The sequence below is a fragment of the Roseomonas sp. GC11 genome (assembly GCF_024437745.1).
Classification (GTDB): Bacteria; Pseudomonadota; Alphaproteobacteria; order Acetobacterales; family Acetobacteraceae; genus Pseudoroseomonas.
Genome location: NZ_JANFNY010000028.1, coordinates 1 through 23,305, shown reverse-complemented (window position 1 = coordinate 23,305; position 23,305 = coordinate 1). Strand labels below are relative to the sequence as shown.

General features: G+C 71.1%; 20 protein-coding genes. 10 read left to right on the top strand and 10 right to left on the bottom strand.

The window, feature by feature from the left end:
* Nucleotides 1-74 precede the first annotated feature (74 nt).
* On the bottom strand, nt 75-1,364 hold the full coding sequence (locus NON00_RS10795; RefSeq protein WP_256020561.1) for an NCS2 family permease: 1,290 nt from the start codon (nt 1,362-1,364) through the stop codon (nt 75-77).
* Between the two features lie 229 nt (nt 1,365-1,593).
* Here NON00_RS10795 and NON00_RS10790 point away from each other — a divergent pair, with 229 nt between their 5' ends.
* Genes NON00_RS10790 through NON00_RS10775 form a run of 4 tightly spaced genes read left to right on the top strand, consistent with a single transcriptional unit; the run spans nt 1,594 to nt 5,081 of the window.
* Nucleotides 1,594-2,436 carry a transporter substrate-binding domain-containing protein gene (locus tag NON00_RS10790; RefSeq protein ID WP_256020559.1) on the top strand — a complete coding sequence of 281 codons (843 nt, stop codon included), beginning with the start codon at nt 1,594-1,596 and terminating at the stop codon, nt 2,434-2,436.
* 59 nt (nt 2,437-2,495) lie between these two features.
* Nucleotides 2,496-3,158 (top strand): amino acid ABC transporter permease, encoded by a 663-nt coding sequence (locus tag NON00_RS10785; protein ID WP_256020556.1) that lies wholly within the window; start codon nt 2,496-2,498, stop codon nt 3,156-3,158.
* 18 nt (nt 3,159-3,176) lie between these two features.
* Nucleotides 3,177-3,947, top strand: a complete 771-nt coding sequence (locus NON00_RS10780; RefSeq protein WP_305123304.1) for an amino acid ABC transporter ATP-binding protein — start codon at nt 3,177-3,179, stop codon at nt 3,945-3,947.
* Nucleotides 3,948-3,950: 3 nt separating this feature from the next.
* Nucleotides 3,951-5,081, top strand: coding sequence for an enolase C-terminal domain-like protein (locus NON00_RS10775; RefSeq protein ID WP_256020554.1), 1,131 nt, complete (start codon nt 3,951-3,953; stop codon nt 5,079-5,081).
* Between the two features lie 255 nt (nt 5,082-5,336).
* On the opposite strand, the gene glnA is transcribed toward NON00_RS10775, so the two are convergent.
* Together glnA and NON00_RS10765 are read right to left on the bottom strand one after the other, a co-directional pair.
* The gene (gene glnA / locus NON00_RS10770) at nt 5,337-6,767 is read right to left on the bottom strand and encodes a type I glutamate--ammonia ligase (protein ID WP_256020551.1); all 1,431 of its coding nucleotides are present in this window, start codon (nt 6,765-6,767) and stop codon (nt 5,337-5,339) included.
* A gap of 160 nt (nt 6,768-6,927) precedes the next feature.
* Entirely contained in the window at nt 6,928-7,266 is a 339-nt protein-coding gene (locus NON00_RS10765; RefSeq protein WP_256020549.1) for a P-II family nitrogen regulator, read from the bottom strand.
* 371 nt (nt 7,267-7,637) lie between these two features.
* Here NON00_RS10765 and NON00_RS10760 point away from each other — a divergent pair, with 371 nt between their 5' ends.
* Both NON00_RS10760 and NON00_RS10755 read left to right on the top strand, forming a co-directional pair.
* Nucleotides 7,638-8,831: an aminotransferase gene (locus tag NON00_RS10760; RefSeq protein ID WP_256020546.1), complete on the top strand. Its 1,194-nt coding sequence runs from the start codon at nt 7,638-7,640 to the stop codon at nt 8,829-8,831.
* A gap of 170 nt (nt 8,832-9,001) precedes the next feature.
* Entirely contained in the window at nt 9,002-9,271 is a 270-nt protein-coding gene (locus tag NON00_RS10755) for an HU family DNA-binding protein (protein WP_256020545.1), read from the top strand.
* 139 nt (nt 9,272-9,410) lie between these two features.
* On the opposite strand, the gene NON00_RS10750 is transcribed toward NON00_RS10755, so the two are convergent.
* The 3 genes from NON00_RS10750 to NON00_RS10740 all read right to left on the bottom strand — a co-directional run bounded on the left by NON00_RS10750 (nt 9,411) and on the right by NON00_RS10740 (nt 12,049).
* Nucleotides 9,411-10,424, bottom strand: a complete 1,014-nt coding sequence (locus NON00_RS10750; protein WP_256020544.1) for a tripartite tricarboxylate transporter substrate binding protein — start codon at nt 10,422-10,424, stop codon at nt 9,411-9,413.
* Nucleotides 10,425-10,517: 93 nt separating this feature from the next.
* The gene (locus tag NON00_RS10745; RefSeq protein WP_256020543.1) at nt 10,518-11,240 is read right to left on the bottom strand and encodes a ribonuclease activity regulator RraA; all 723 of its coding nucleotides are present in this window, start codon (nt 11,238-11,240) and stop codon (nt 10,518-10,520) included.
* Between the two features lie 23 nt (nt 11,241-11,263).
* A complete protein-coding gene (locus tag NON00_RS10740) occupies nt 11,264-12,049 on the bottom strand; it encodes an SDR family oxidoreductase (RefSeq protein ID WP_256020540.1) in 786 nt (261 codons plus the stop codon).
* Between the two features lie 131 nt (nt 12,050-12,180).
* Between NON00_RS10740 and NON00_RS10735 the strand changes: the two genes are divergently transcribed.
* A complete protein-coding gene (locus tag NON00_RS10735; protein ID WP_256020538.1) occupies nt 12,181-13,038 on the top strand; it encodes a LysR family transcriptional regulator in 858 nt (285 codons plus the stop codon).
* 99 nt (nt 13,039-13,137) lie between these two features.
* Here NON00_RS10735 and NON00_RS10730 read toward each other — a convergent pair whose 3' ends face one another.
* The 3 genes from NON00_RS10730 to NON00_RS10720 form a co-directional block, all read right to left on the bottom strand.
* Nucleotides 13,138-13,440, bottom strand: a complete 303-nt coding sequence (locus tag NON00_RS10730) for an alkylphosphonate utilization protein (protein WP_256020536.1) — start codon at nt 13,438-13,440, stop codon at nt 13,138-13,140.
* A 138-nt stretch (nt 13,441-13,578) separates the two neighbouring features.
* The gene (locus tag NON00_RS10725; RefSeq protein WP_256020535.1) at nt 13,579-16,626 is read right to left on the bottom strand and encodes an FAD-binding and (Fe-S)-binding domain-containing protein; all 3,048 of its coding nucleotides are present in this window, start codon (nt 16,624-16,626) and stop codon (nt 13,579-13,581) included.
* Nucleotides 16,627-16,639: 13 nt separating this feature from the next.
* Nucleotides 16,640-17,482 (bottom strand): enoyl-CoA hydratase, encoded by an 843-nt coding sequence (locus tag NON00_RS10720; protein WP_256020534.1) that lies wholly within the window; start codon nt 17,480-17,482, stop codon nt 16,640-16,642.
* Between the two features lie 169 nt (nt 17,483-17,651).
* Here NON00_RS10720 and NON00_RS10715 point away from each other — a divergent pair, with 169 nt between their 5' ends.
* From NON00_RS10715 to NON00_RS10705, 3 genes are all read left to right on the top strand, one after another.
* Nucleotides 17,652-18,671: an ABC transporter substrate-binding protein gene (locus NON00_RS10715; protein WP_370688702.1), complete on the top strand. Its 1,020-nt coding sequence runs from the start codon at nt 17,652-17,654 to the stop codon at nt 18,669-18,671.
* A gap of 278 nt (nt 18,672-18,949) precedes the next feature.
* Nucleotides 18,950-20,596 (top strand): iron ABC transporter permease, encoded by a 1,647-nt coding sequence (locus NON00_RS10710; RefSeq protein WP_256020532.1) that lies wholly within the window; start codon nt 18,950-18,952, stop codon nt 20,594-20,596.
* Between the two features lie 79 nt (nt 20,597-20,675).
* Complete coding sequence (locus tag NON00_RS10705) at nt 20,676-21,059, top strand: DoxX family protein (protein WP_256020531.1); 384 nt, start codon at nt 20,676-20,678, stop codon at nt 21,057-21,059.
* Nucleotides 21,060-21,237: 178 nt separating this feature from the next.
* Here NON00_RS10705 and NON00_RS10700 read toward each other — a convergent pair.
* Nucleotides 21,238-23,305: chemotaxis protein CheA (locus tag NON00_RS10700; protein ID WP_256020530.1), on the bottom strand; the 2,068-nt coding region annotated here is incomplete at its 5' end.

Genomic DNA, 23,305 nt, shown 5'->3' with positions numbered 1-23,305 from the left:
TCTCCCGTCCAAGCGGGAGGCTGCACCGGAAAAAGTTTTTTGGTTCTTTTTTTCCAAAAAAGAACGCTGCTTTTTCAGCCCTGAAGATAGAACTTCACCGCCGAGGCCGCCGCGATCACCCAGACGGCGCCGCCCACCTCGGCCGCGCGCCCGGCCACCACCTTGACCAGCGCGTAGCAGATGAAGCCGAGGCCGATGCCCGTGGCGATCGAGAAGCTGAAGGGCATGGCCAGCGCCGTGACGATGGCGGGCAGGTATTCGGTGGGTTCCTCCCAGGCGATGTCGCGCAGGCCCTGGGCCATCAGGCAGGCGACGAGCACGAGCGCCGGCGCCGTGGCGAAGCCGGGGATGCTGGTGGCGAGCGGCGCCAGGAACAGCGTCAGCAGGAAGAGCCCGGCGACGGTCAGCGCCGTCAGCCCGGTGCGGCCGCCGGCCTGCACGCCGGCCGCGCTTTCGATGTAGCTGACGGTGGTGGAGGTGCCGAGCACGGCGCCGATCATCGCGCCGCCGGAATCGGCCATCAGCGCGCGGCCGAGGCGCGGCAGGGAGCCATCCTTGTTCATCAGCCCGGCGCGGTGCGTCGTGGCGATCAGCGTGCCCGCATTGTCGAGCAGGTCGACGATGAAAAAGGTGAAAACGATCCCGGTGATGCCGAGGCTGAGGGCGCCGGCGATGTCCATCTGTAGGAAGGTCGGCGCCAGGGAGGGCGGCAGGGCGAAGATGCCGTTGAACTTCGTCAGGCCGAAGGGCACGCCGAGCAGCGCCGTCACCAGGATGCCGATGACGATGCCGCCGGTGACGCCGCGCGCCACCAGCCCGGCGATCAGCACGAAGCCGATGCAGGAGAGGATGGTGGAGACTTCATGGAAGGAGCCGAGCCCCACCAGCGTCGCCGGGTTGGCGACGACGAGGCCCATGCCGCGCAGCCCGATCAGCCCCAGGAAGAAGCCGATGCCGGCGGCGATGCCGAGCTTGAGGGAGAGCGGGATGGAATTGATGAGCCACTCGCGGAAACCCGCCAGCGAGACGGCGAAGAAGATCAGGCCGGAGATGAAGACGGCGCCCAGCGCCACCGGCCAGGGCACGCCCATGCCGCCCACGACGGCGAAGGCGAAATAGGCGTTCAGCCCCATGCCCGGGGCCAGCGCCACCGGGTAATTGGCCAGCAGCGCCATCAGCGCCGAGCCGATGGCCGCGGCCAGGCAGGTGGCGACGAAGGCGGCGCCCGGGTCGATGCCGGCGGCGGCCATGATGCCGGGGTTGACCACGACGATATAGGCCATGGTCAGGAAGGTGGCGAGGCCGGCCAGGACCTCCCGGCGCGGCGTGGTGCCGCGCTCGGCCAGCTTGAAGAATTGTTCCAAGGGGGCATGCTCCGCGCGTGCTGTGATGCAGCATGATACAGGCTGCAAGCATCTCTTAACAATTGTCCGGCTTGCACAAGGCGTCTCTCCCCCCAGGGGCTCCCGCCAGGGGCCAGGGGCGGCTATGAAGGGGAAAAGCCGCGTCGCGACGGCACACGCCAGAACCGAACGGGAAGCATCACCCACCGGCCGGGGGCACACGCCCCGGGCCGCCGCAGGAGACAGGATCATGGTTTCTCGCCGTATGATGGGCACCGCCGCCGGCCTCGCGCTGGCGATGGGCGCGAGCCTCGCCACCCCGGCCCTCGCCCAGGGCCCGGCCAATGAATCCACCTTCGACCGCATCCGCCGCACCAAGAAGCTGCGCAGCGCCGCGGTGGTGGGTGGCGCCCCCTATTACCACAAGGACCTGGCCACCGGTCAGTGGCGCGGCTTCTACATCGACCTGCTGAAGATGCTGGCCGAGGAGCTGGAGGCCGAGCTGGAACTGACGGAGACCACCTGGGGCAACTCGGTGCTCGACCTGCAGTCGAACAAGATCGATATCTTCTTTGGCCTGAACCCGACGCCGAAGCGCGCGCTGGTGGTGGATTTCTCCGTCCCCTGCTTCAGCAACGCCTTCAGCTTCCTGGCCAAGCGCGGCTTCTCCCCCAAGACCTGGGACGAGCTGAACGACCCGGCGGTGAAGATCGCCGTCGACAGCGGCTCCTCGCAGGACCAGGTGGTGACGCGGCTTTGCCCCAAGGCGCAGATCAGCCGCTTCAAGACCGCCGACGAGGCGACGATGGCGGTGCAGTCCGGCCGCGCCGATGCGCAGTGCCTCGTGCTGCTGCTGGCGCTGACGGCGACGAAGAAGAACGCGAATGTCGGCCATGTCGTGGTGCCGACGCCGCTCTTCGCCACCACCTCCAACGCCGGCTTCCGGCGCGAGGCGGACAAGACCTGGCGCGACTTCGTCAACACCTGGATCGACTTCAACAAGGGCCTCGGCGCGGTGCGCGGCGCCATCCTGAAGAACATGGAGCTGGTGGGCCTCTCCGAGGCCGACTTCCCGCCGGGCGTCACGCTCTGAGGTGGCCGCCGGGGCGCGCAGCCCGTGCCCCGGCCCCGCCCGCTTCCGGGAATCCATAGATGTATCAATGGGATTTCGCCGTTGTCTGGAGCTATCGCTGGCTCTTCGTCAACGGCCTCTGGGTGACGCTCGCCTTCACCGCGGCCATCGTCGCGCTCGGCCTCGCGGTCGGGCTGCTGTCGGGGCTGATGCGGCTGTCGCGCCTCGCGCCGCTGCGCTGGACCAGCCAGGGCTATGTCGAGGTGTTCCGCTGCACGCCGGTGCTGGTGCAGCTCGTCTGGTTCTACTATGCCATGCCGATCCTGACCGGCGTGGAGATGAGCGCGACGACGGCCGGCGTGCTCTCCCTCGCCCTCTATGGCGGCGCCTTCTATTCCGAGATCGTGCGCGGCGGCATCGCCTCGATCGAGACGGGGCAGAGCGAGGCGGCGCTGGCGCTTGGCATGACGCCGGCGCAGTCGATGCGCCGCATCATCCTGCCGCAGGCGCTGAAGCGCATGGTGCCGCCGCTGATGAACCAGTCCATCATCCAGCTCAAGAACACCTCGCTGGTGTCGGTGCTGGCGGTGCCGGACCTGCTCTACCAGGGCCAGGCGGCGGCGCATGACAGCTACCGGCCGCTCGAGATCTACACCATCGTGGCCGTCATCTATTTCGCCGTGCTCTTCCCGCTGACCCTGCTGGTCGGCCGGCTGGAGCGCCGCCTCGCGCGGTCGGACTGAGGGGAAGGCGCGATGTCCATGACACAGCCGATGATCGAGGTCGCCGCGCTGCGGAAGACTTTCGGCGCCAATACCGTGCTGCGCGACGTGAACCTGCAGGTGCGGAAGGGCGAGGTGGTGGCGCTGATCGGCCCCTCCGGCTCGGGCAAGTCCACCCTGCTGCGCTGCCTGAACCTGCTGGTGGTGCCCGATGGCGGCCGCGTGCGGGTGGGGGAGCAGAGCTTCGCCTTCGGCGGCGCCTTCTCCCTGCCCGGCACGGCGGCGATGGCGCGCTTCCGCGCCGCCACGGGCATGGTGTTCCAGCAGTTCAATCTCTTTCCGCACATGACGGTGCTGGCCAATGTGATGGAAGGCCCGCTGACCGTCCGCCGCCTGCCGCGCGCGCGCGCCGAGGAACTGGCGCGCGGGCTGCTGGCCAAGGTCGGCCTGGCGGAGAAGGCGGAGCAATACCCCGCCCGCCTCTCCGGCGGCCAGAAGCAGCGCGTGGCGATCGCCCGCGCCCTCGCCATGGAACCCGCCGTCATGCTCTTCGACGAGGCGACCAGCGCCCTCGACCCGGAGCTGGTGGGCGAGGTCCTGGCCGTCATGCAGTCCCTCGCCGCGGAGGGCATGACGATGGTCACCGTCACGCATGAGATCGCCTTCGCGCGTGAGGTGGCGCACCGCGTCGTCTTCCTGCGGGATGGCGTGATCGTCGAGGACGGCCCCGCGCGGCAGGTGATCGACACACCGCGGGAGGAGGCGACACGCGCCTTCCTCGCCCATTTCCACCGCCAGCGGGAGGGCTGAAGGATGAGCACCGGACCGGTCATCGAGCGCATGCGGGTTTTCCTGGTGGAAAGCCCGATCAAAATGGCCCGCGCCCAGGGTGTGGGCTCGGTCAGGGGCAGCGTGCGCCGCGTGCTGCTGGAACTCACCGCCAGCGACGGCACGGTGGGCTGGGGCGAGGCGGCGCCGTGGGAGGTCTTCACCGGCACGCCGGAGGGCGCCTTCCTCGCGCTCGACGCCTATCTGCGCCCGCTGGTGCTGGGCGCGCCGGTGCGCCGCCTGCGCAGCCTGATGGCGGCGATGGACCGCGCCCTGGTCGGCCACCCGGAGAGCAAGGTGGCGGTCGAGATGGCGATGCTCGACATCCTCGGCCACCAGACGGGCCTGCCCGTCTCCGAGCTGCTCGGCGGCCGGGTGCGCGACACCATCCCCCTCTCCTTCTCCATCGCCGACCCCGATTTCAGCGCCGATATGGAGCGGATGCGGGAGATGGTCGCGCAGGGCCACCGCCTCTTCAAGGTCAAGACCGGCGTGAAGAGCCATGCCGAGGACATGGCGCATCTGGAGGCCATCCGCGGTGCCTTCGGCGACGCCATCGACCTGCGGCTGGACTACAACCAGGCGCTGGAGCCCTTCGCCGCCATGACGGTGCTGCGGGATGTGGACCGCTTCCGCCCCACCTTCATCGAACAGCCGGTGCCGCGCCGCCACCTGGACGCCATGGCGGCCTTCTGCACCGCGCTGGACACGCCGGTGCTGGCCGATGAAAGCTGTTTCGACGCCACGGATCTTCTTGAAGTGGTGCGCCGGCAGGCGGCGGACGCCATCAGCGTGAAGCTGATGAAATGCGGCGGCCTGCTGAAGGCGCAGGCGCTCATGGCCATCGCCGACACCGCCGGCATCCCCGGCTATGGCGGCACGCTGTGGGAAGGCGGCATCGCGCTCGCCGCCGGCACGCAGCTCATCGCCGCGACGCCGGGCATCTCCCTGGGCTGCGAATTCTACATGCCCCACCACGTGCTGACCGAGGACGTGCTGGAAGAGCGCATCCCGCAGGAGAAGGGCGAAGTCGTCGTCCCCACCACCCCGGGCCTCGGCATCCGCATCAGCGAAGCCTCCCTCCGCGACGGCGCCCGCACCCTCGCCGAGGCTTAATTTTCTTTCAGGCTGCCGCTCCAGCGTTTCTTTCAGGCTGCCGCTCCAGCATTGGCAGGTGGGGCGCGGCACTTGGCCGGGGAGCACCCCCGGCCAAGTGGCAGGGGGCTGCGCCGCTGGGCCGGAGCGCCTTGGCCCGAGTGCAGCACCCGCCGTCCCGGCCCTGACCGGCAGCTGACAAAAAACCGGCAGCTGACAAAAAAACCCAGGCGCACGGGGCGCCTGGGCTCTTTGTGTCGGCTGATCCGGGAGGGATCAGACGGAGTAGTACATCTCGAACTCGACCGGGTGCGGGGTGTGCTCGAAGCGATACACATCCTGCCACTTGAGTTCCATGTAGGACTCGATCTGGTCCTTGGAGAACACGTCGCCGGCGAGCAGGAACTCGTGGTCGGCGGCGAGGGACTCCAGCGCCTCGCGCAGCGAGCCGCACACCGTCGGGATGCCCTTCAGCTCTTCCGGCGGCAGGTCGTACAGATCCTTGTCCATGGCTTCGCCCGGATGGATCTTGTTCTTGATGCCGTCGAGGCCGGCCATCAGCATGGCGGCGAAGGCCAGGTAGGGGTTGGCGGTCGGGTCGGGGAAGCGGACCTCGACGCGCTTGGCCTTCGGGTTCGTCGCATACGGGATGCGGCAGGAGGCCGAGCGGTTGCGGGCCGAGTAGGCCAGCAGCACGGGGGCCTCGAAGCCCGGGATCAGGCGCTTGTAGGAGTTGGTCGACGGGTTCGTGAAGGCGTTCAGCGCCTTCGCGTGCTTGATGATGCCGCCGATGTACCACAGCGCGTAGTCGGACAGGTCGGCATAGCCATTGCCGGCGAAGAGCGGCTTGCCATCCTTCCAGATCGACTGGTGCACGTGCATGCCCGAGCCGTTGTCGCCATAGATCGGCTTCGGCATGAACGTCGCGGTCTTGCCGTAGCTGTGCGCGACGTTGTGGATGACGTACTTGTAGATCTGCATGTGGTCGGCCTGCATGACCAGCGGGCCGAACTTGGTGCCGAGCTCATGCTGCGACTGCGCCACCTCGTGGTGGTGCTTCTCGCCGACGACGCCCATCTCGATCATGGTCGAGAGCATCTCGGCGCGCAGGTCGACTTCGCTGTCAACCGGGTTGACCGGGAAGTAGCCGCCCTTCACGCCCGGGCGGTGGCCCATATTGCCTTCCGGATAGTCCTTCAGGCTGGCGCCGGGGCCCTCGATGCTCTCGAGCTGGTAGATGCCGTAGTTGCCGCCCGTGCCGAACTTCACGTTGTCGAAGATGAAGAACTCAGCCTCGGGGCCGAAGAAGGCGGTGTCGCCGACGCCGCTCGACTTCAGGTAGGCCTCGGCCTTCTTCGCCGTCGAGCGCGGGTCGCGCGAATAGGACTGGCCGGTCGAGGGCTCGATGATGTCGCAGAACAGGATCAGCTGCGGCTTCGCGGCGAACGGATCCATGCAGGCGGACGTGGCGTCCGGCAGCAGGATCATGTCGGACTCGTTGATCGCCTTCCAGCCGGCGATCGAGGAGCCATCGAACATGATGCCGTCCGTGAACATCTCCTCCTCGATGGTGGAGACGTGCTGGGCGGTGTGGTGCCACTTGCCGCGCGGGTCCGTGAACCGGAAATCCACGTACTCGACGCTGTTCTCCTTGATCATCTCCATGACCTTGGAGACGGCGCTGGGCGCTGCGGTCTTCTTCGCCATCGTGTGTGGTCCTGTTCCCCTAACGACACTCTGTCACAGTAGCCGCGTGGCGCGGGCCTCGCCCCCGCCGCGCGGAGCGGGGTGGCACGCGGTGCCGCCCCCGCCAAATTCCATGCAGGCCGCGCGCCAGAGACGGCGCCGCGGCCTGGAGATCACGCGGTCAGACCGCGTCCTCGCCCCGTTCGCCGGTGCGGATGCGGATCACCTCATGCACCTCGGAGACGAAGATCTTGCCATCACCGATGCGGCCCGTGCGCGCGGCGGCCTGGATGGCCTCGATCGCGCGCTCCGCCAGATCATCGGAACAGACAACTTCGATCTTCACCTTGGGAAGGAAGTCAACGACGTATTCGGCACCGCGATACAGCTCGGTATGCCCCTTCTGGCGCCCGAACCCCTTCGCTTCCACCACGGTCAGGCCCTGCAGCCCGATCTCATGCAGCGCGTCCTTCACCTCGTCGAGCTTGAAGGGCTTGATGATCGCCTCGATCTTCTTCATCGGCTCCGTCCACGGCGCGAACCTCGGTTTGAGGCCCGTCCCGTCCTTCCTTCCTCCCGGGTTCCCGTACCCCATACCGTCTCGGCGGCGGGTCGGCTCGTCGTGCTGTGTTGCATGCCCCACCCCAACCCGGCAATGGCATGCCAGCGGATTTTCCGTGGAATGATACAGGCTTGCGCCTGCTTACCGGGCAGGCTGCCTGCCGAAGTGGCAGGCATGCACCAAGCACGGTTGCGCGCGGCGCCCGGGGCTTCCATTATCACGCCGCGCCCGGGGCCGGGGCGGGGGGCAGCGCCATGCCCCCGGAGCAGCGGGCCGCCCCCTCCCCTGCCCGCGCACCGGCAGGGCCGTGCTGGACAGAACAACCGCCCATGAAGCCGCAGAACGACCTGCTCTCCGCGACCGGCACCACCATCTTCACCGTCATGTCGGCGCTGGCCGTGCAGCACGGCGCGGTCAATCTCGGCCAGGGCTTCCCCGACTATGAGGGGCCGGAGGATGTGGTGCGCGCCGCGGCCGATGCGCTGCTCGACAACCGCAACCAGTACCCGCCGCTGACCGGCCTGCCCGAGCTGCGCCAGGCCGTCGCCGCCGCGAATCGGCGCTTCTACGGGCTGGAGATCGACCCCAACGCGGAAGTCGTCGTCACCTCCGGCGCCACCGAGGCCCTGGCCGCCAGCCTGATGGCCGTGCTGAACCCGGGGGATGAGGTCGTCCTGCTGGAGCCGCTCTACGACACCTATCTCCCCGTCGTGAAGCTGCTCGGCGCCGTGCCGAAGCTGGTGCGCCTCTCCCCGCCCAAATGGGAATTGCCGCGCGCCGAGCTGGCCGCCGCCTTCGGCCCGAAGACCAAGGCCATCCTGCTCAACTCGCCGATGAACCCGGCGAGCAAGGTCTTCACCGCCGCCGAGCTCGCCTTCATCGCCGAGCTGTGCCAGCGCCATGACACCTACGCCATCTGCGACGAGGTCTATGAGCACCTCACCTTCGACGGCTGGCGCCATATCCCGCTGATGACGCTGCCCGGCATGCGCGAGCGCTGCCTGCGCATCGGCTCGGCCGGCAAGACCTTCAGCCTGACCGGCTGGAAGGTGGGCTACATCACAGCCGACCGCTCGGTGGCCGCGAATGTGGCCAAGGCGCACCAGATGCTGACCTTCACCACCCCGCCCAACCTGCAGCGCGCCGTGGCGCTGGGGCTGGCGAAGGATGATGCCTATTTCGAGGGCCTTTCCGCCGAGCTCCAGGCGCGGCGCGACCTGCTGGCGGAGGGCCTCGCCGGCCTCGGCTTCGGCGTGCTGCCGGCGCAGGGCAGCTACTTCATCACGGCCGACATCACCCCGCTCGGCTTCGCCGGCGACGACGTGGCCTTCTGCCGCCACATCACCGAGGTGGCGAAGGTGACGGCCATCCCCGTCTCCGCCTTCTATGCCGGGGCGGAGGCGCCCAAGCATTTCGTCCGCTTCGCCTTCTGCAAGCGGGAGGAGGTGCTGCGCGAGGCGCTGCGCCGCCTCACCGAATGGAAGGCGGCGCACGGCCCCGCCGCGCTGGCCGCCGCCGGCTGACACGGCCCCCGCGCCCGGTGGAGCCACCTCCGCCGGGCGCACACGCTGTTTTTCCCAGGGGAAGGCACAAGAAGAACCCTGGCGCGCTGGCCGCCGGGCGCCTGAATTGGTAAGCAGACGCGATACGCCTGCAAATAAAACCCCTCGGTCACACAGCGAGTCACAGCAAAATGTCGAAGGCCTTCATTGCGCAGGTGCTCCAGGAATCCCTGGGCTGCACCGGCGTCGCCGCCAACAGGGCGGCGGGCGACCTGATCGCCGCCATCGTCAAGGACATGAAGAAGAATGGCGGGTTCACCCTGCCGAGCTTCGGCACCTTCACCGTGCGCAAGACCAAGGCGCGCAAGGGCCTCAACCCCCGCACCGGCGAGCCTGTGAAGATCAAGGCCGGCAAGACCGTGCGCTTCAAGCCCTCCCCCAATCTCCGCAAAGCGGTTTAGTTTTAAAGATCCTTCTTTTTCTGAAGAAAAAGAAGCAAAAAGACTTTTCCAGTTAGGCGTCCCACCTCAGGCCCGAGGCGGGACGCCAACTGAAAAAAGTTTTTGGTTCTTTTTTCAAAAAAGAACGCTTCTTTCCCTTCTACTGATCCCGCCAGGGCTTGCGCGCCCACATCTCCTTCAGCCGCCCATCCAGCCCCAGCACGGCCTGCCGGTAGACGGCACCGGTCTGCGGTTTCAGCGGCATGGCGGCGCGCTGGGCCTCGGCCTGGAAGCCGGGGTCGGCCATGGCGGCGGCGAAGGCGGCCTCCAGCTTCGCCAGGATCTCCGCCGGCAGGCCCGGCGGCGCCAGGATACCGCGCGAGGCCCCGGCCACCACGGCCACCCCCTGCTCCACCAGGGTGGGCACCTCGGGCAGGCTGGGCTCGCGCGCCGCGCCCGCCTGGGCCAGGCCGCGGAAGCGCCCGTCCCGGTAGCCTGGCCCGCCCTCGCTGACATTGAAGCAACCGACATCCAGATGCCCGCCCAGCACCGCCGTCTGCAGCGGGGCGGAGCCGTTGAAGGGCACATGGCTGAAGCGGAGGCCGGGCAGCGCCTGCTCCAGCTCCAGCATCACGAGGTGATCATCCGAGCCGATGCCGGTGGTGCCGAAGCTGAGCGTGCCCGGTGCCTGCCGCGCCCGCGCGATGAGGTCGGCGAAGTCGCGGATGGGCGAATCCCGGCGCACCCACAGCGCGCCCGGGTCGTCCACCACATTGGCGATGTAGCCGAATTCCTGCACGCGGTAGCGGACGGGGCGCTCGATCGGCATGGTCATCAGCACCGGGGCGCTGATGGCGCCCAGGGTATAGCCATCCGGCCGGGCGCTGAAGAGCGCCTCCAGCCCGATCTGGCTGCCGGCGCCGGCGCGGTTCTCCACCACGAAGCTGGCGCCCGGCAGGGCCTTCTGCACAGCGGGCAGGAGGAGGCGCGCCATCTGGTCCACCCCGCCCCCCGGTGGAAAGGGCACGATGACGGTGATGGTGCGCTCCGCCGGCCAGGATGCGGCACGGGCGGGGCGCGCGGCGAGCAACGCGGCGCCGGACAGGCCCAGACTCAGGCCCAGGCCACGGCGGGAAATCGGCGCGGCGGGGCCGCGGCCGGTCGGGGTGGTCATGCTTCGTCTCCTCCTCCTGCGGCGTGCCGCGCCCGCCCCCCTCATTGCGCGGGGGGGCGTGGCGCGGGGCCGGATGGTGTGCAGCCCTTCTGATCAACCCTTCTTCTGGCGGCTGGCCTCGTAGCGCGCCTTGTTCTCGGCATTGGGCGGGTAGAGGCCGGGCAGCGCCGCGCCCTTCTCCACCTCGGACATGATCCAGGATTCCTGGGCTTCCTGCTCGGCGGCCTGGGCCGCCACCTCCTCCAGCAGCGCCTGGGGGATGAGCACGGCGCCGTCATCATCCACCACCACGACATCATTGGGGAAGACAGCGACACCGCCGCAGCCCACCGGCTCCTGCCAGTTGATGAAGGTGAGGCCGGCGACGGAAGGCGGCGCGGCATGGCCCTGGCACCACACCGGCAGGCCGGTGGCGATGACGCCGGCGCCATCGCGCACCACGCCATCGGTGATCAGCGCCGCCACCTTCTTCTTCGCCATGCGGGCGCAGAGGATATCGCCGAAGATGCCGGCATCGGTGACGCCCATGGCATCGGCCACCACGATCACGCCTTCCGGCATCGCCTCGATGGCGCTGCGGGTGGAGATCGGGTTGGACCAGGAGGCGGGGGTGGCGAGGTCCTCGCGCGCCGGGACGAAGCGCAGGGTGAAGGCGCGGCCGACGAGGCGCGGCTGCCCCGGCTTCAGCGGGCGGGTGCCGCGCATCCACACATTGCGCAGGCCCTTCTTCAGCAGCACCGTGGTCAGGGTGGCGGTGGAGATGCCCGCGAGCGTCTCAATGATCTGCGGGTCGAGCGGGGCGACTTCGACGGTCATGGCAAAACCTCCGATGCTGGCGATCAGATGCTGGCGATCAGCCCGCCATCCACGCGGATGACCGAGCCGTTGATATAGGAAGCGCGTCCGGAGGCCAGGAAGGCCACCACGTCGCCATACTCCTCCGGGCGGCCATAGCGGCCGGCGGGGATGGAGCCGGTGCTTTCCGCCGCCACGGCCTCGACCTCGCGGCCCTCGCGTTTGGCTTTCTGCTCGTCGAGGAACCTGATGCGGTCGGTGGCGATGCGGCCGGGCAGGATGATGTTGGCGGTGATGCCATCACGCCCCACCTCGCGCGCCAGCGTCTTGGACCAGCCCAGCAGGGTGGAGCGCAGCGCGTTGGAGAGGCCGAGATTGGGGATGGGCGCCACCACGCCGGAGGAGGTGCTGGTGATGACGCGGCCCCATTTCGCCGCGCGCATCCCGGGCAGGACGCGGTCCGTCAGCGCGATGACGGAGAGGACCATGGCGTTGAAGTGCTTTGCCCAGAGCGCCGGGTCCTGGCCGGCGGCGGGGGTGGGCGGCGGGCCGCCGGTGTTGTTGACCAGCACGGCGACGGGGCCGAGCTCCGCCTCGATGCGCGCCACCTGCGTCTCGATCGCGGCGAGGTCGGCGAGGTCCCACACCAGGCTGATCGCCTCGGCGCCTTTTTCTTTCAGTGCCGCCTCGGTGCGGGCCAGCCCCTCGGCGCTGACATCGGCCAGCGCCAGCTTCGCCCCTTCCGCCGCGAGAGAAGCGGCAATGGCGCCGCCCAGGCCGCCACCGGCGCCCAGCACCAGCGCGACCCGACCCTTCAGGCCCAGATCCATCTTTTTTCCAGTCTTTTGGCTTTTTGGCGGAACGGGGCGGAACATGCCCCGTCCGGTGGGCCAGTGTGGCGGCCGGCCCAGCCACAGAAAACCCTTCCTTTCCTGCTTTCGGACGATAGTTTTTCCATCCGATGGACACGCGCTTCCTGGACAGTTTCGTCACCGTGGTGGAGGAGGGCTCGATCGCCGCGGCGGCGCGGCGGCTGCACCTGACGCCCGCCGCCCTGGCCCAGCGCATCCAGGCGCTGGAGGCGGAGATGGGGGCGAAGCTGCTGCTGCGCAGCGGCCGCGCCGTGGCGCCCTCGGCGGCGGGGCTGGCCATCCTGGAGCGTGCCCGCGCCCTGCTGCGGGAGGTGCGGGACCTGCGCGACCTCGCCACCGGCGGCGGGCTGGCGGGGGAGTTGCGGCTGGGCGCCATCGCCACCGGGCTGACGGGGCTGCTGCCGCCGCTGCTGGCGCGCATGGCGGAGCGCTACCCGGCGCTGGAGGCGCATATCTCCCCCGGCATCTCGGCCGAGCTTTATCGCCGCGTGCTGGTGGGGGAGCTGGATGCGGCGCTGATCGTGCAGCCGGATTTCACCCCGCCCAAGAGCTGCGCCTGGCACCTGCTGCGGGAGGAGAAGCTGATCCTGCTGGCCCCCGCCGCGCTGGCGGGGGAGGAGCCGCATGCGCTGCTCTCCACCCGCCCCTTCATCCGCTATGACCGGGCGCAATGGGGCGGGCGGCTGGCGGACCGCTATCTGCGCGAGGCAAGGCTGCGCCCGCGCGAGCGCTATGAGCTGGACGCGCTGGATGCCATCGCGGTGATGGTGGATCGCGGGCTGGGGGTGGCGCTGGTGCCGGACTGGGCGCCACCCTGGCCGGAAGGGCTGCGGCTGGCACGGCTGCCCCTGCCCCGCCCCTGCCCGCCGCGCCGCCTGGGCGTGCTGTGGCTGCGCAACGGGGCCCGGGCGCGGCTGGTGCAGGCTTTCCTCAGCCTGGAGGGGTGAGGGAGCTCTGGACGACCCTGGGGATGAGGGGGCTTTGCCCCCTCAAACTCCCCCAGCAGGGGACAGGGTCCCCTGCACCCGCCTTCAGGGGGGGATCGGCTACCGCTTGCGGACGAATTCGGTGCGCAGCACGAGGCCCTTGATGGTGTCGTGGCGGCAGTCGATCAGGTCCGGGTCGTCGGTCAGGCGGATGGAACGGATGACGGTGCCCTGCTTCAGCGTGGTGTTGGTGCCCTTCACCTTGAGATCCTTGATCAGGGTGACGGCATCGCCATCGGCCAGGGCGTGGCCGGAGGCATCGCGCGCCACGGGCTTCGCGGCCTCGGCGGCGGCGGCGACCTCGCTGGCCGGCCGCCACTCACCCGTGGCTTCGTCGTAGACATACTCATCCTCACCGGCCATGCGGCCCTCCAACAAAAAAGGCGCCCCGCCCCCCGGGGAGACGGCGGCAGCCTGACAGAAAAAGATGATGGGGGTTCCAGGGGGAAGAATTCTTTCTTCCCCCTGGCCTTCCCCCTGGCCTTCCCCCTGATTTTTTGTTCAGGCCGCCTTCGACATCTCGGAAGGCGGCGCCGCTTCGCGCAGGCGCAGCAGCAGGGCCTGCACCGGGTGGCGCAGGGCGATGCCATCGAAGCGCTTCACCTGGCTGCGGCAGGAATAGCCGGTGGCGAGGAGGCGCTCTCCCTGCCGCGCCACATGCCCGCGCCAGGAGAGGTCATAGAGCCGCTCGGATGTCTCGCGGTGCTCGGCCTCATGCCCATAGGTGCCGGCCATGCCGCAGCAGCCGGAGGCCAGCAGGGTGAGCGGCGCGCCGAGGCGCATGAACACCGCCTGCCAGTCCTTCAGCGAGGCGGCGGCGTTGGTCCGCTCGGTGCAGTGGGGCAACAGGGAAAAACCCTCGCCGGGTGAAAGCTGGGGCAGCAGCGGCAGGCGGCTGGCGAGGAATTCCTGGGGTAACAGCACGGGCGGCGCCTCCAGCCCCTGGTATTCGCCGCGATAGGTCAGGGTCATGGAGGGGTCGAGCCCGACCAGGGCGATGCCGCTGGCGGCGAGGCCGCGCAGCATGGCGGCATTGTCGCGCGCCTGGCGGCGGAAGGCGGCGAGGAAGCCATGCACGTGCAGCGGCTTGCCATTGGGCCGGTAGGGCGCCAGCCAGGGGGTGAAGCCCATGCGCGAGAGGGCCTCGGCGAGGTCGAGGACCAGACCCGTCTCGAAATGGCTGGTGAAGGCGTCCTGCACCAGCACCACATGGCGCTCCCGCTCCGCCTGGGGCACGGCAAGCAGCGCCTCGGGCGAAGCGAGCAGAATGCCGCGCGCCGCGGCGGCGTCCAGCAGGTCGATGCCGGTGAAGAGAGGCGCATCCACGAGGCCGAGGCGGCGGCCGATGGCGCGGCCGGGGGCGCTGCCCAGCACGGCGTTCATCAGCCCCGGCAGGCGGGCGGCCAGCGGCAGGGCCGCTTCCAGCCCACCCAGCAGGTAGTCGCGCAGCGGGCGCAGGTAGCGGCCGTGGTAGATCTCCAGGAACTTCGCGCGGAAGCCCGGCACATCCACCTTGATCGGGCACTGGCCGGAGCAGGATTTGCAGGCGAGGCAGCCATCCATGGCCTGCTTCACCTGGTGGGAGAAATCCGCCTCCCCCCGCCGCAGCGCCAGGGTGTTGCGCAGGCGGGCCGGGAACTCCCGCCAGAGGCTGGCGGATTGCAGCCGCGCCGCCTCCGCCGTCGGGTCCACCCCGGCGGCGGCGAGCTGGCGCAGCCATTCGCGGAACAGGCTGGCGCGCCCCTTCGGCGAGTGGCGGCGGTCGCCCGTCACCTTGAAGGAGGGGCACATGGCATCCTGCGTGTCGTAGTTGAAGCAGGCGCCATTGCCGTTGCAGTGCAGCGCCTCGTCATAGGCGGCGCGCACGGGGGCGGGGATGGTGCGGTCGAGCTGGCCGCGCATCGGCACGCGGTCGATGGCCAGCAGGGCCTCGCCATCCGGGGCGGCGATCTTGCCGGGGTTGAGCTGGTTGCGCGGGTCGAAGGCCGCCTTCACCGCCTGCAACGCCGGGTAGAGCGGGCCGAAGACCTCCGGCACGTATTCGGAGCGCACGCCCTTGCCGTGCTCGCCCCAGAGCAGCCCGCCATATTTGCGGGTCAGGGCGAAGACCTCGTCCGAGACCTCGCGGATGAGCCGCTCGGCCCCCTCGGCCTTCATGTCGATGGCGGGGCGGACATGGAGCACGCCGGCATCGACATGGCCGAACATGCCGTATTCCAGCCCGCGCCGGTCCAGCGCCGCCCGGAACTCGGCGATGTAGTCGGCGAGGTTCTCAGGCGGGACGGCGGTGTCCTCGACGAAGGGGATGGGCCGCTTCTCGCCCTTCATGTTGCCGAGCAGGCCGACACCGCGCTTGCGCATGCCCTGGATGCGCTCGCCCGCCGCGTCCCAGGCGAGGGTGTGGCCGCGGCGGCCGAAGGCGCGGCCCTCCGCCGCCAGCAGGGCCTCGACGGGGCCGAGCTTCGCGCGCACCTCCGCCTCGCTGTCGCCGACGAATTCGATGAGGTTGATGCCGGCGGCGGGGCCTTCCGGATCATCCGGGAAAAACTCGGCGATGCCGCCCCAGACGATATCCCCGCGCGCGAGGCCGAGCACCTTGGAATCCACCGTCTCCACCGAGGCGGCGCCGAGCGCCATCAGGGTGCGGGCATCGCGCAGGGCGGCGTCGAAACTGTCGTAGCGCAGGTTGATCAGGGCGCTGCGCTTTGGGATGGGCAGGACGCGGATCTTCGCCTCGGCGATCATCGCCAGCGTCCCCTCCGCGCCGCAGAGCAGGGAGTTCAGGTTGAAGCGCCCCGCCGCATCGCGCAGATGGGCGAGGTCATAGCCCGTCAGGCAGCGGTTGAGCGGCGGGAAGCGCTCGGCGATCAGCGCCGCCTGCTCGCGGGCGATGCCGTCGGCCACGCGGTGGATGGCGCCCACCATGTCCTGCCGCCGCGCCACGCGGGCGAGCTCCTCCGCCTCCAGCGGCCGGCTCTCCCACAGCGTGCCGTCCATCAGCACGACGGAGAGCGCCAGCACGTGATCCCGCGTCTTGCCATAGAGGCAGGACCCCTGGCCGCAGGCATCGGTGGAGATCATGCCGCCGAGCGTCGCGCGGTTGCTGGTGGAGCATTCCGGCGCGAAGAACAGGCCGAGCGGCTTCAGCGCGGCGTTCAGCGCGTCCTTCACCAGGCCGGGCTGCACGCGCACCCAGCCTTCCGCCGCGTTCACCTCCAGCAGCCGGTTCATGTGGCGGGAGACATCGACGACGATGCCCTCCGTCAGCGACTGGCCATTGGTGCCGGTGCCGCCGCCGCGCGGGGTGATGGCGACGCCGTGGAAGCGCGGATCGGCCGCCACTTTGGCGATGCGGGTGAGATCCTCCGCCCCGCGCGGGAAGACGACGGCCTGGGGCTGGCGCTGGTAGATGGAATTGTCGGTGGCCATCACCAGCCGGTCGTCGAAGGCGGCGGAGAGGTCGCCCTCGAAGCCCCGCAGGCGCAGTTCATCCAGGAAGGCCAGCGCCGGGGTGGCGGGGGCCGGCAGGTCCGAAAGGCGGGGGATCATCGCGTCGCTGCTCTCACTCGCCCTTCCAGACCGGCGGGCGCTTGTTCAGGAAGGCATCCATGCCTTCGCGGAAATCCTGGCTCATGTAGCACATCAGGATGAGGTCCCGCCCCTCCTCGGAGGTGATCTGCGGGCGCAGGCGGGACACCGCCTCCTTGATGGCGCGCAGCGTCAGCGGCGCGTTGGCGGCGATGGCGCGGGCCATCTCCAGCGCGCGGGCCTGCACATCGCCGCCCTCGGGCACCACCTCCTGCACCAGCCCGGCGGCCAGGGCCTCCCCGGCGTCGAGCAGGCGGGCGGTGAAGATCATCTCCTTGGTCCGCGCCGGGCCGACCAGCGCCACCAGCCGCGACAGCGCCCCCATGGACAGCGTGTTGCCCAGCGTGCGGGCGATGGGGAAGCCGAAGCGCGCATTGGCGCCCGCGATGCGGATGTCGCAGGCCGCGGCCAGGGCGCCGCCGCCGCCGGTGCAGGCGCCCTCGATGGCGGCGATGGTCGGCTTCGGGCAGGCCTCCAGCGCGGCGATGACGCGGCCCACGCGCTCCTCATAGGCGATGGCGTCCTCCGGCGTGCGGAAGGCGCGGAACTGGTTGATGTCCGTCCCGGCGGCGAAGGCCCTGCCCCCCGCCCCGGTCAGGATGATGGCGCGGGTGGCGCGGTCCTCCGCCACCTCGGCGCAGAAGGCGGCCAGGCGCTCATACATGGCGAAGGTGAAGGCGTTGCGCGCCTGCGGCCGGTTGAAGGTGACGCGCCGCAGGCCGCCCTCCAGGGTCTCGAACAGGATGTCGTCTTCCCGGGTCTCGTCTGGCCCAGTCGTGTCTGGCCCAGTCGTGTCTGGCCCAGTCGTGTCTGGCACGCCCATTCCGGTCCCTCCCGCCTGCTGCCTCCCTCATTAGGTGCGGCCTCCCCGGCTGTAAACACGCGCGGGAGTCACTGAAACTTCACGCGCCCCCCCTGCACGGGCGGCACCTCTGCCGCTAGGTGAGGCGCCAGCGAGACCCACGCAACGAGGACACCCCGGAATGATGCGGCGCGCCAGCTTCCTCCTCCTTGGCCTCTCCACCCTGGCCGCGCCCTGGGTCGTCTCCGGCCGGGCGCGGGCGCAAGGGGCGGGGGCGGGGGCGGGCGAGCCCTCCGGCCGGCTCGTGCTCTACACCAGCCAGCTGGAGCCGGACGCGGCCCGCACGGTGGAGATGTTCCGCCAGCGCCACCCGCAGGTGCAGGTGGAGTGGATCCGCGGCGGCACCAACCAGATCCTGCCGCGGCTGCGCGCCGAGATCGCCGCCGGCGCGCCCAGGGCCGATGTGCTGCTGCTGGCCGACAGCCTGACCTTCGAGGGGCTGAAGAAGGAAGGGCTGCTGCGCCCGAGCCCGGAGGTGGACATCGCCGGCACCCCGGCGGACCGGCATGATCCGGGGCGCAGCTATTTCGGCACCAAGCTGCTGACCACCGGCATCGTGATGAACACCCGCGCCCCCTTCACGCCGAAAAGCTGGGCCGACCTGCTGCGGCCCGAGGCGCGCAACCTGACGGCCATGCCCTCCCCCAGCGTCTCCGGCGCGGCGGCGATCCATGTGCAGGCGGTGGCGCAGACGCCGGGCCTGGGCTGGGCCTACTGGGAGAAGCTGGGCGCCGCCGGGCTGCAGCCGCGCGGCGGCAATGGCGCGGTGATGCAGGCCGTGGCGGGGGGCGAGCGCGCCTTCGGCATCGTCGTGGACTACATGCCGATCCGCGAGGCGGCGAAGGGCGCGCCGGTGCGCTTCATCGTGCCGGAGGAAGGTGCCAGCGCCATCACCGAGCCGGCGGCCATCCTGAAGAGCAGCCAGAACCCGCGCGCGGCGGCGGCCTTCATTTCCTTCCTGCTGTCGCGGCCGGGGCAGGAGCTGGCGGCCAGCCAGGGCTTCCTGCCGGCGGACCCCGCCGTGGCGCCGCCGGCCGGCTTCCCTGACCCGAAGACGCTGCGCCTGCTGCCCTTCGACGCCGCCCGCGCCAGCGCGGAGGCCGAGGCCGATCTGAAGAAGTTCAATCAGATCATGGGGCAGTGATGCAGGGGGCTCCGCCCCCCGCACCCCCCGCCGGGGTGGCACGGCCACCCCGAGTTTTCCCTGGGGGGACCCCGCGTTCAGTTCGTTACCCACTGATGGCGGGGTCCGGGGGGACCCTGTCCCCCCGGCCGGAGGGTCTGGGAGGGCGGAGCCCTCCCAGGAACAATGATCCGGGTCTGGGAGGGCGGAGCCCTCCCAGGAACAACGATCCGGCCCCCCGGTTGACCGCCCCCGCCCCGGCCGCCATTCCCCCTGGGTCGCCGGACCGGGGATGGCGCATGCCGAACATGTTCAACCGCCTCCCTGCGCTGGGCTGGGTGGCCCTGCTCTGGCTGGCGGTGGTGGGCCTCGCGCCCTCACTGCGCCTGCTGGCGGAGGCCGCCGGCCCGGCCCTGGTGGCGCTGGCGCAGGATGCCGCCGTCTGGCGCGCCGCCTGGCGCAGCCTGCTGGTGGCGGGGGGCGCCGCGCTGCTCGCCGCCGCGCTGGGCGTGGCGCAGGCCGGGCTGCTGCTGCTGCGCGCCGTGCCGGGGCGGCGGGCGCTGATCTTCTTCTGCATCCTGCCGCTGCTGGTGCCGCCGCAGATCCTGGCGCTGGGCTTCAGCCAGATGGGCGGCCCCTCCTCTCCGCTGCTGCTGGCGCTGGGCCTCGCGCCGCCGCTCGGCACGCCCAACCCCTTCCACGGGCCGGGCGGCATGATCCTGCTGCTGGGGATCCAGGGGGCGCCGCTGGTGCTGCTCTCCCTGGCCGCGCTGGCGCGGCGGCTGCCGGGCGAGCTGGTGCAGGCGGCGCAGAGCCTGGGCGCCGGGCGCGGCTTCCTGCTGCGGCGTGTGATCTGGCCGCTGCTCATGCCGGGGCTGCTGGCCGGGCTGGGGCTGGCCTTCGTGGCGGCGCTGGGCAATTTCGGCATCGCCGCGCTGCTCGGCATCCCGGCGCGCTACCCGCTGCTGACGGTGCTGATCTGGCAGCGGCTTTCCGCCACCGGCCCGGCGGCGCTGGCACAGGTGGCGGCGCTCTCGCTGCTGCTGGCGGCGCTGGCCCTGCCGGGGCTGCTGGCGCAGTTCCGCGCCGCGCGCGGCGCCACGTGGAAAGCGGGAAAACCCTTCCAGCCGCTGCCCGCCACGCGGGGAAGCCGCCTCGCCCTGCTGCCACTCGGCCTCTATCTGCTGGCGGTGCTGGCGCTGCCGATGGCGGCGCTGCTCTGCGCCGCGCTGGTGCCGGCCATGGGCGTGCCGCTCTCCGCCGAGAGCGCCACGGCGCGGCATTTCGCCGCTGCCCTGGCGCCGGGGGCGCATACGCTGGCGGCCTTCGGCAATTCGCTGCTGCTGGCCTGTGGCGCGGCGCTGCTGCTGGCGCTGGCGGCGCTGCCGGTGGCGCTCTCCCTGAACCGGCGGGTGGTGCGCTGGGCCAGCCTGGGGGCCGACCTGCCCTATGCCCTGCCCGGCGCCTGCACCGCCGTGGCGGCCATCCTGCTGGTGCTCGGCCTGCCCGGCGGCGGCATGGTCTATGGCACGCTGGCGCTGATCCTCTTCGCCTATCTCACGCGCTTCCAGGCGCTGGCGCTGCGCCCCGTGGCGGCGGCGGCGGCCCGGCTGGACCCGGCGCTGGACCGCGCGGCGCAAAGCCTGGGCGCCGGGCCGCTGATGCGCCTGCGCGCCATCCATCTGCCGCTGCTGGCCCCGGCGCTCGCGGCGGGCGCCCTGCTCGTGGTGCTGCTGGCCGTCAATGAGGTGACGGTCAGTTCCCTCCTCCAGGGGCCGGGGACGCAGACGCTGGGCCTGCTGGTGTTCAACCTCCAGGATGGCGGCCAGGGGGCGCAGGCGGCGGCGGTGTCCTGCCTGGCCCTGCTGCTGGTGGCGGGGCTGATGGCGCTGGCCACCCTGCTCGGCCGGCGCCTGCCGGCGGGGACGCTGCCCTGGCTGAACTGAGAATGGTTTTCATCTTCCCCCTGCCGCCCTATCTGGAGCGCGGCGGGGCAGCGGCTCCGCCCTCGATCGGGAGACATCTGTGACCGCAAACCTGAACCGCTTTGCCCCCTATGTGCTGGCCGCCCTGCGCATCATGAGCGCCCTGCTCTTCATCGCCCATGGCACGCAGAAGCTGTTCGGCTTCCCGGCCCCGCCGCCCTGGGGGCTGTCGGGCACCTTCACCCTCACCTGGTTCGCGGCCCTGCTGGAGATCGGCGGCGGCGCCCTGCTGGTGCTGGGCCTGTTCACCCGGCCGGTGGCCTTTGTGCTGTCGGGGCTGATGGCCTTCGCCTATTTCCTCTCCCATGCGCCGAAGAGCTTCTACCCGGTGCTGAATGGCGGCGATGGGGCGGTGCTGTTCTGCTTCGTCTTCCTCTACCTCGTCTTCTCCGGCCCCGGCGCCCTGGCGCTCGACAAGCGCTGAGCCGGCGGCCAGCGGCCGCTGGCCCTGGCAGGAAAAAGAAGGGGGCCAAGGGGAGGTTATTGGGAGGTTATTGGGAATTCATTCCCCCGGCCTGCCTCCCCAAAAAAACAGGGAGGGCGCTGCCCTCCCTGGCCCTCCCGCCGGGGGAACTGAGTTCCCCCGGACCCCCACCTCCGTTTTACAGGGCGTCGGGTTCCAGCAAGACCACGGGCTCGCCATTGCCCAGCACGCCCACGCCGCCGATGCCAGGCAGGGCCGCCAGGGCCGGGTGCAGGGGGCGGAGCAGCAAATCCGAACGGCGCTGCACGCGGTCCACCGACAGGCCGATAAGCCGCCCGCCGCTGCGCAGCATCACCACGCCGCCCTCCCCGCGCCGCGCCTCCGGCAGGTGCAGCAGGGTGGCGAGGTCGCGCATCTCCGTGCCCGGCGGCACGGCGGCGGCCTCCAGCACCGCCTCCACCCGGCCGGCGGGCAGGGCATAGGGGTGCCCCCCCGCCTCCACCAGCAGCACCGACTGCACCGCCGCCGAAAGCGGCAGGCGCAGCGTGAAACGGGTGCCCTGGCCCGGCTCGCTCTCCACCTCCAGCGTGCCGCCGGCGCGGCGGACGGCCTCCTGCACCACATCCAGCCCGACGCCGCGGCCGGAGGTTTCCGTCACCGCCTCGGCGGTGGAAAAACCGGGGTGGAACAGCAGGGCATGCACCGCCTCAGCCGGCAGGGCGGCGGCACGGGCGGGCTCGACCAGCCCGCGCTCCACGGCGCGCGCCAGCACGCGGGCGCGGTCGATCCCCGCCCCGTCATCGCTGACGCGGACGCGGATCTGGCCGGTGCGCCGGGCGGCGGAAATACGCAGCGTGCCGCGCTCCGGCTTGCCGGCGGCACGGCGGGCGGCGGGGCTTTCCAGCCCGTGATCCACCGCGTTGCGCACCAGATGCAGGAGCGGGTCGGCCAGCAGTTCCACGAGGCCGCGGTCGATGGCGACCTCCTGCCCCTCCAGCACCAGATCCACATCCTTGCCGCTGGCGCGCGCCACGGCGCGGGCGACGCGCGGCAGCCGGGCGAAGAGCGTGCCCACCGGCACCACGCGCAGCTCCATCACCGCCTCGTCCAGCCGGCGGAGGGAGAGGGTCAGGCGGCTCTCGGCCGCCTCCATCGCGTCCTGGTGGCGGCGCAGCCGGTCCAGCACCTCGGCCAGCTGCCCGGCCATGCTGGCGGGCAGCCATTGCTCCAGCGCCGCCAGCCGGGTGAGGCCGGCCCGCGCCCCCCCCTCCTGCAACGCCTCGGCGAGGGAGAGCGCGGCGGCGCGCAGCTCGGCCTGGAGGTTGATGATGCCGTCGATCGTCTCCTGCCGCACCCGCATGGTCACCGGCCCAGCCTCGACAGACGCCTCGACGGAAGCCTCGGCGGGGGTCTCGGCGGCGGGTTCGGGCGCGGGATCGGCAGGCGCCCCGGCGGCGGGTTCCGGCAGGGGCGAGAGATCGCGCAGCACATGCCCGCGCGGGTCCAGCGCGGTGGCCTGGGCGACGAGCGCCGGATGCGCCCGCGCGCTGGCGAAGAGGATCTCCAGCGCCGGCGGGTCGCTCTCGGGCAGGTTGCGGCTGGCCAGGACCTCGGCCTCGTCATGCAGCCAGGCGCCGATGGCATTCTCCGCCGCCGCATCGCGCCCCAGGGCGAGGCGGGCGACGAACAGCGCCTGCCCGGCGGCCAGGGCGGCCAGCGCCCGGCCCCGCGCCGCGCCGCCCATGCTCGCGCGGAAGGCGGGCGGCAGGCGCGGGTCGGCCACCCCGGCCTCCTCGGCGGCGGGCCAGGCACGCGGGGTGGCGGGCAGGCCCTCGGCCAGGGCGTGCAGCCGCTCGGCCAGGGCGGGGCCCTGGAGGGCCAGGGCCGTGGCGGCATCCGGGTCGGCGGCGCGGTCGGCGAGGTCCTCCAGCGTCAGCAGCAGGGCCTCCAGCGGCTCCTGCCCCAGGGCGCAGGCGGCGGCGGCGGCCTCACGCGCCTCGGCTGCCAGGGTGGCGGTGTCCTCCACGCCGCCCTCCGCCGCCCCGGCGGGGGCCTCCCCGGCCAGGGCGGTGAGGCGCGCCGCCAGCCCCGCGAGCCGCGGCCCGAGATCGCCACGCGTGGCGGCCGGCAGGGCGATGGCCAGGGCGGCGGGCAGGGCGGCGGCCCCGGCGGGCTCCCCGGCCTGGGCTTCCAGAAGCTCAAGCTGGCGGCGCAGGCGGCCGAGCGTGGCCAGCGCGGCCACACCG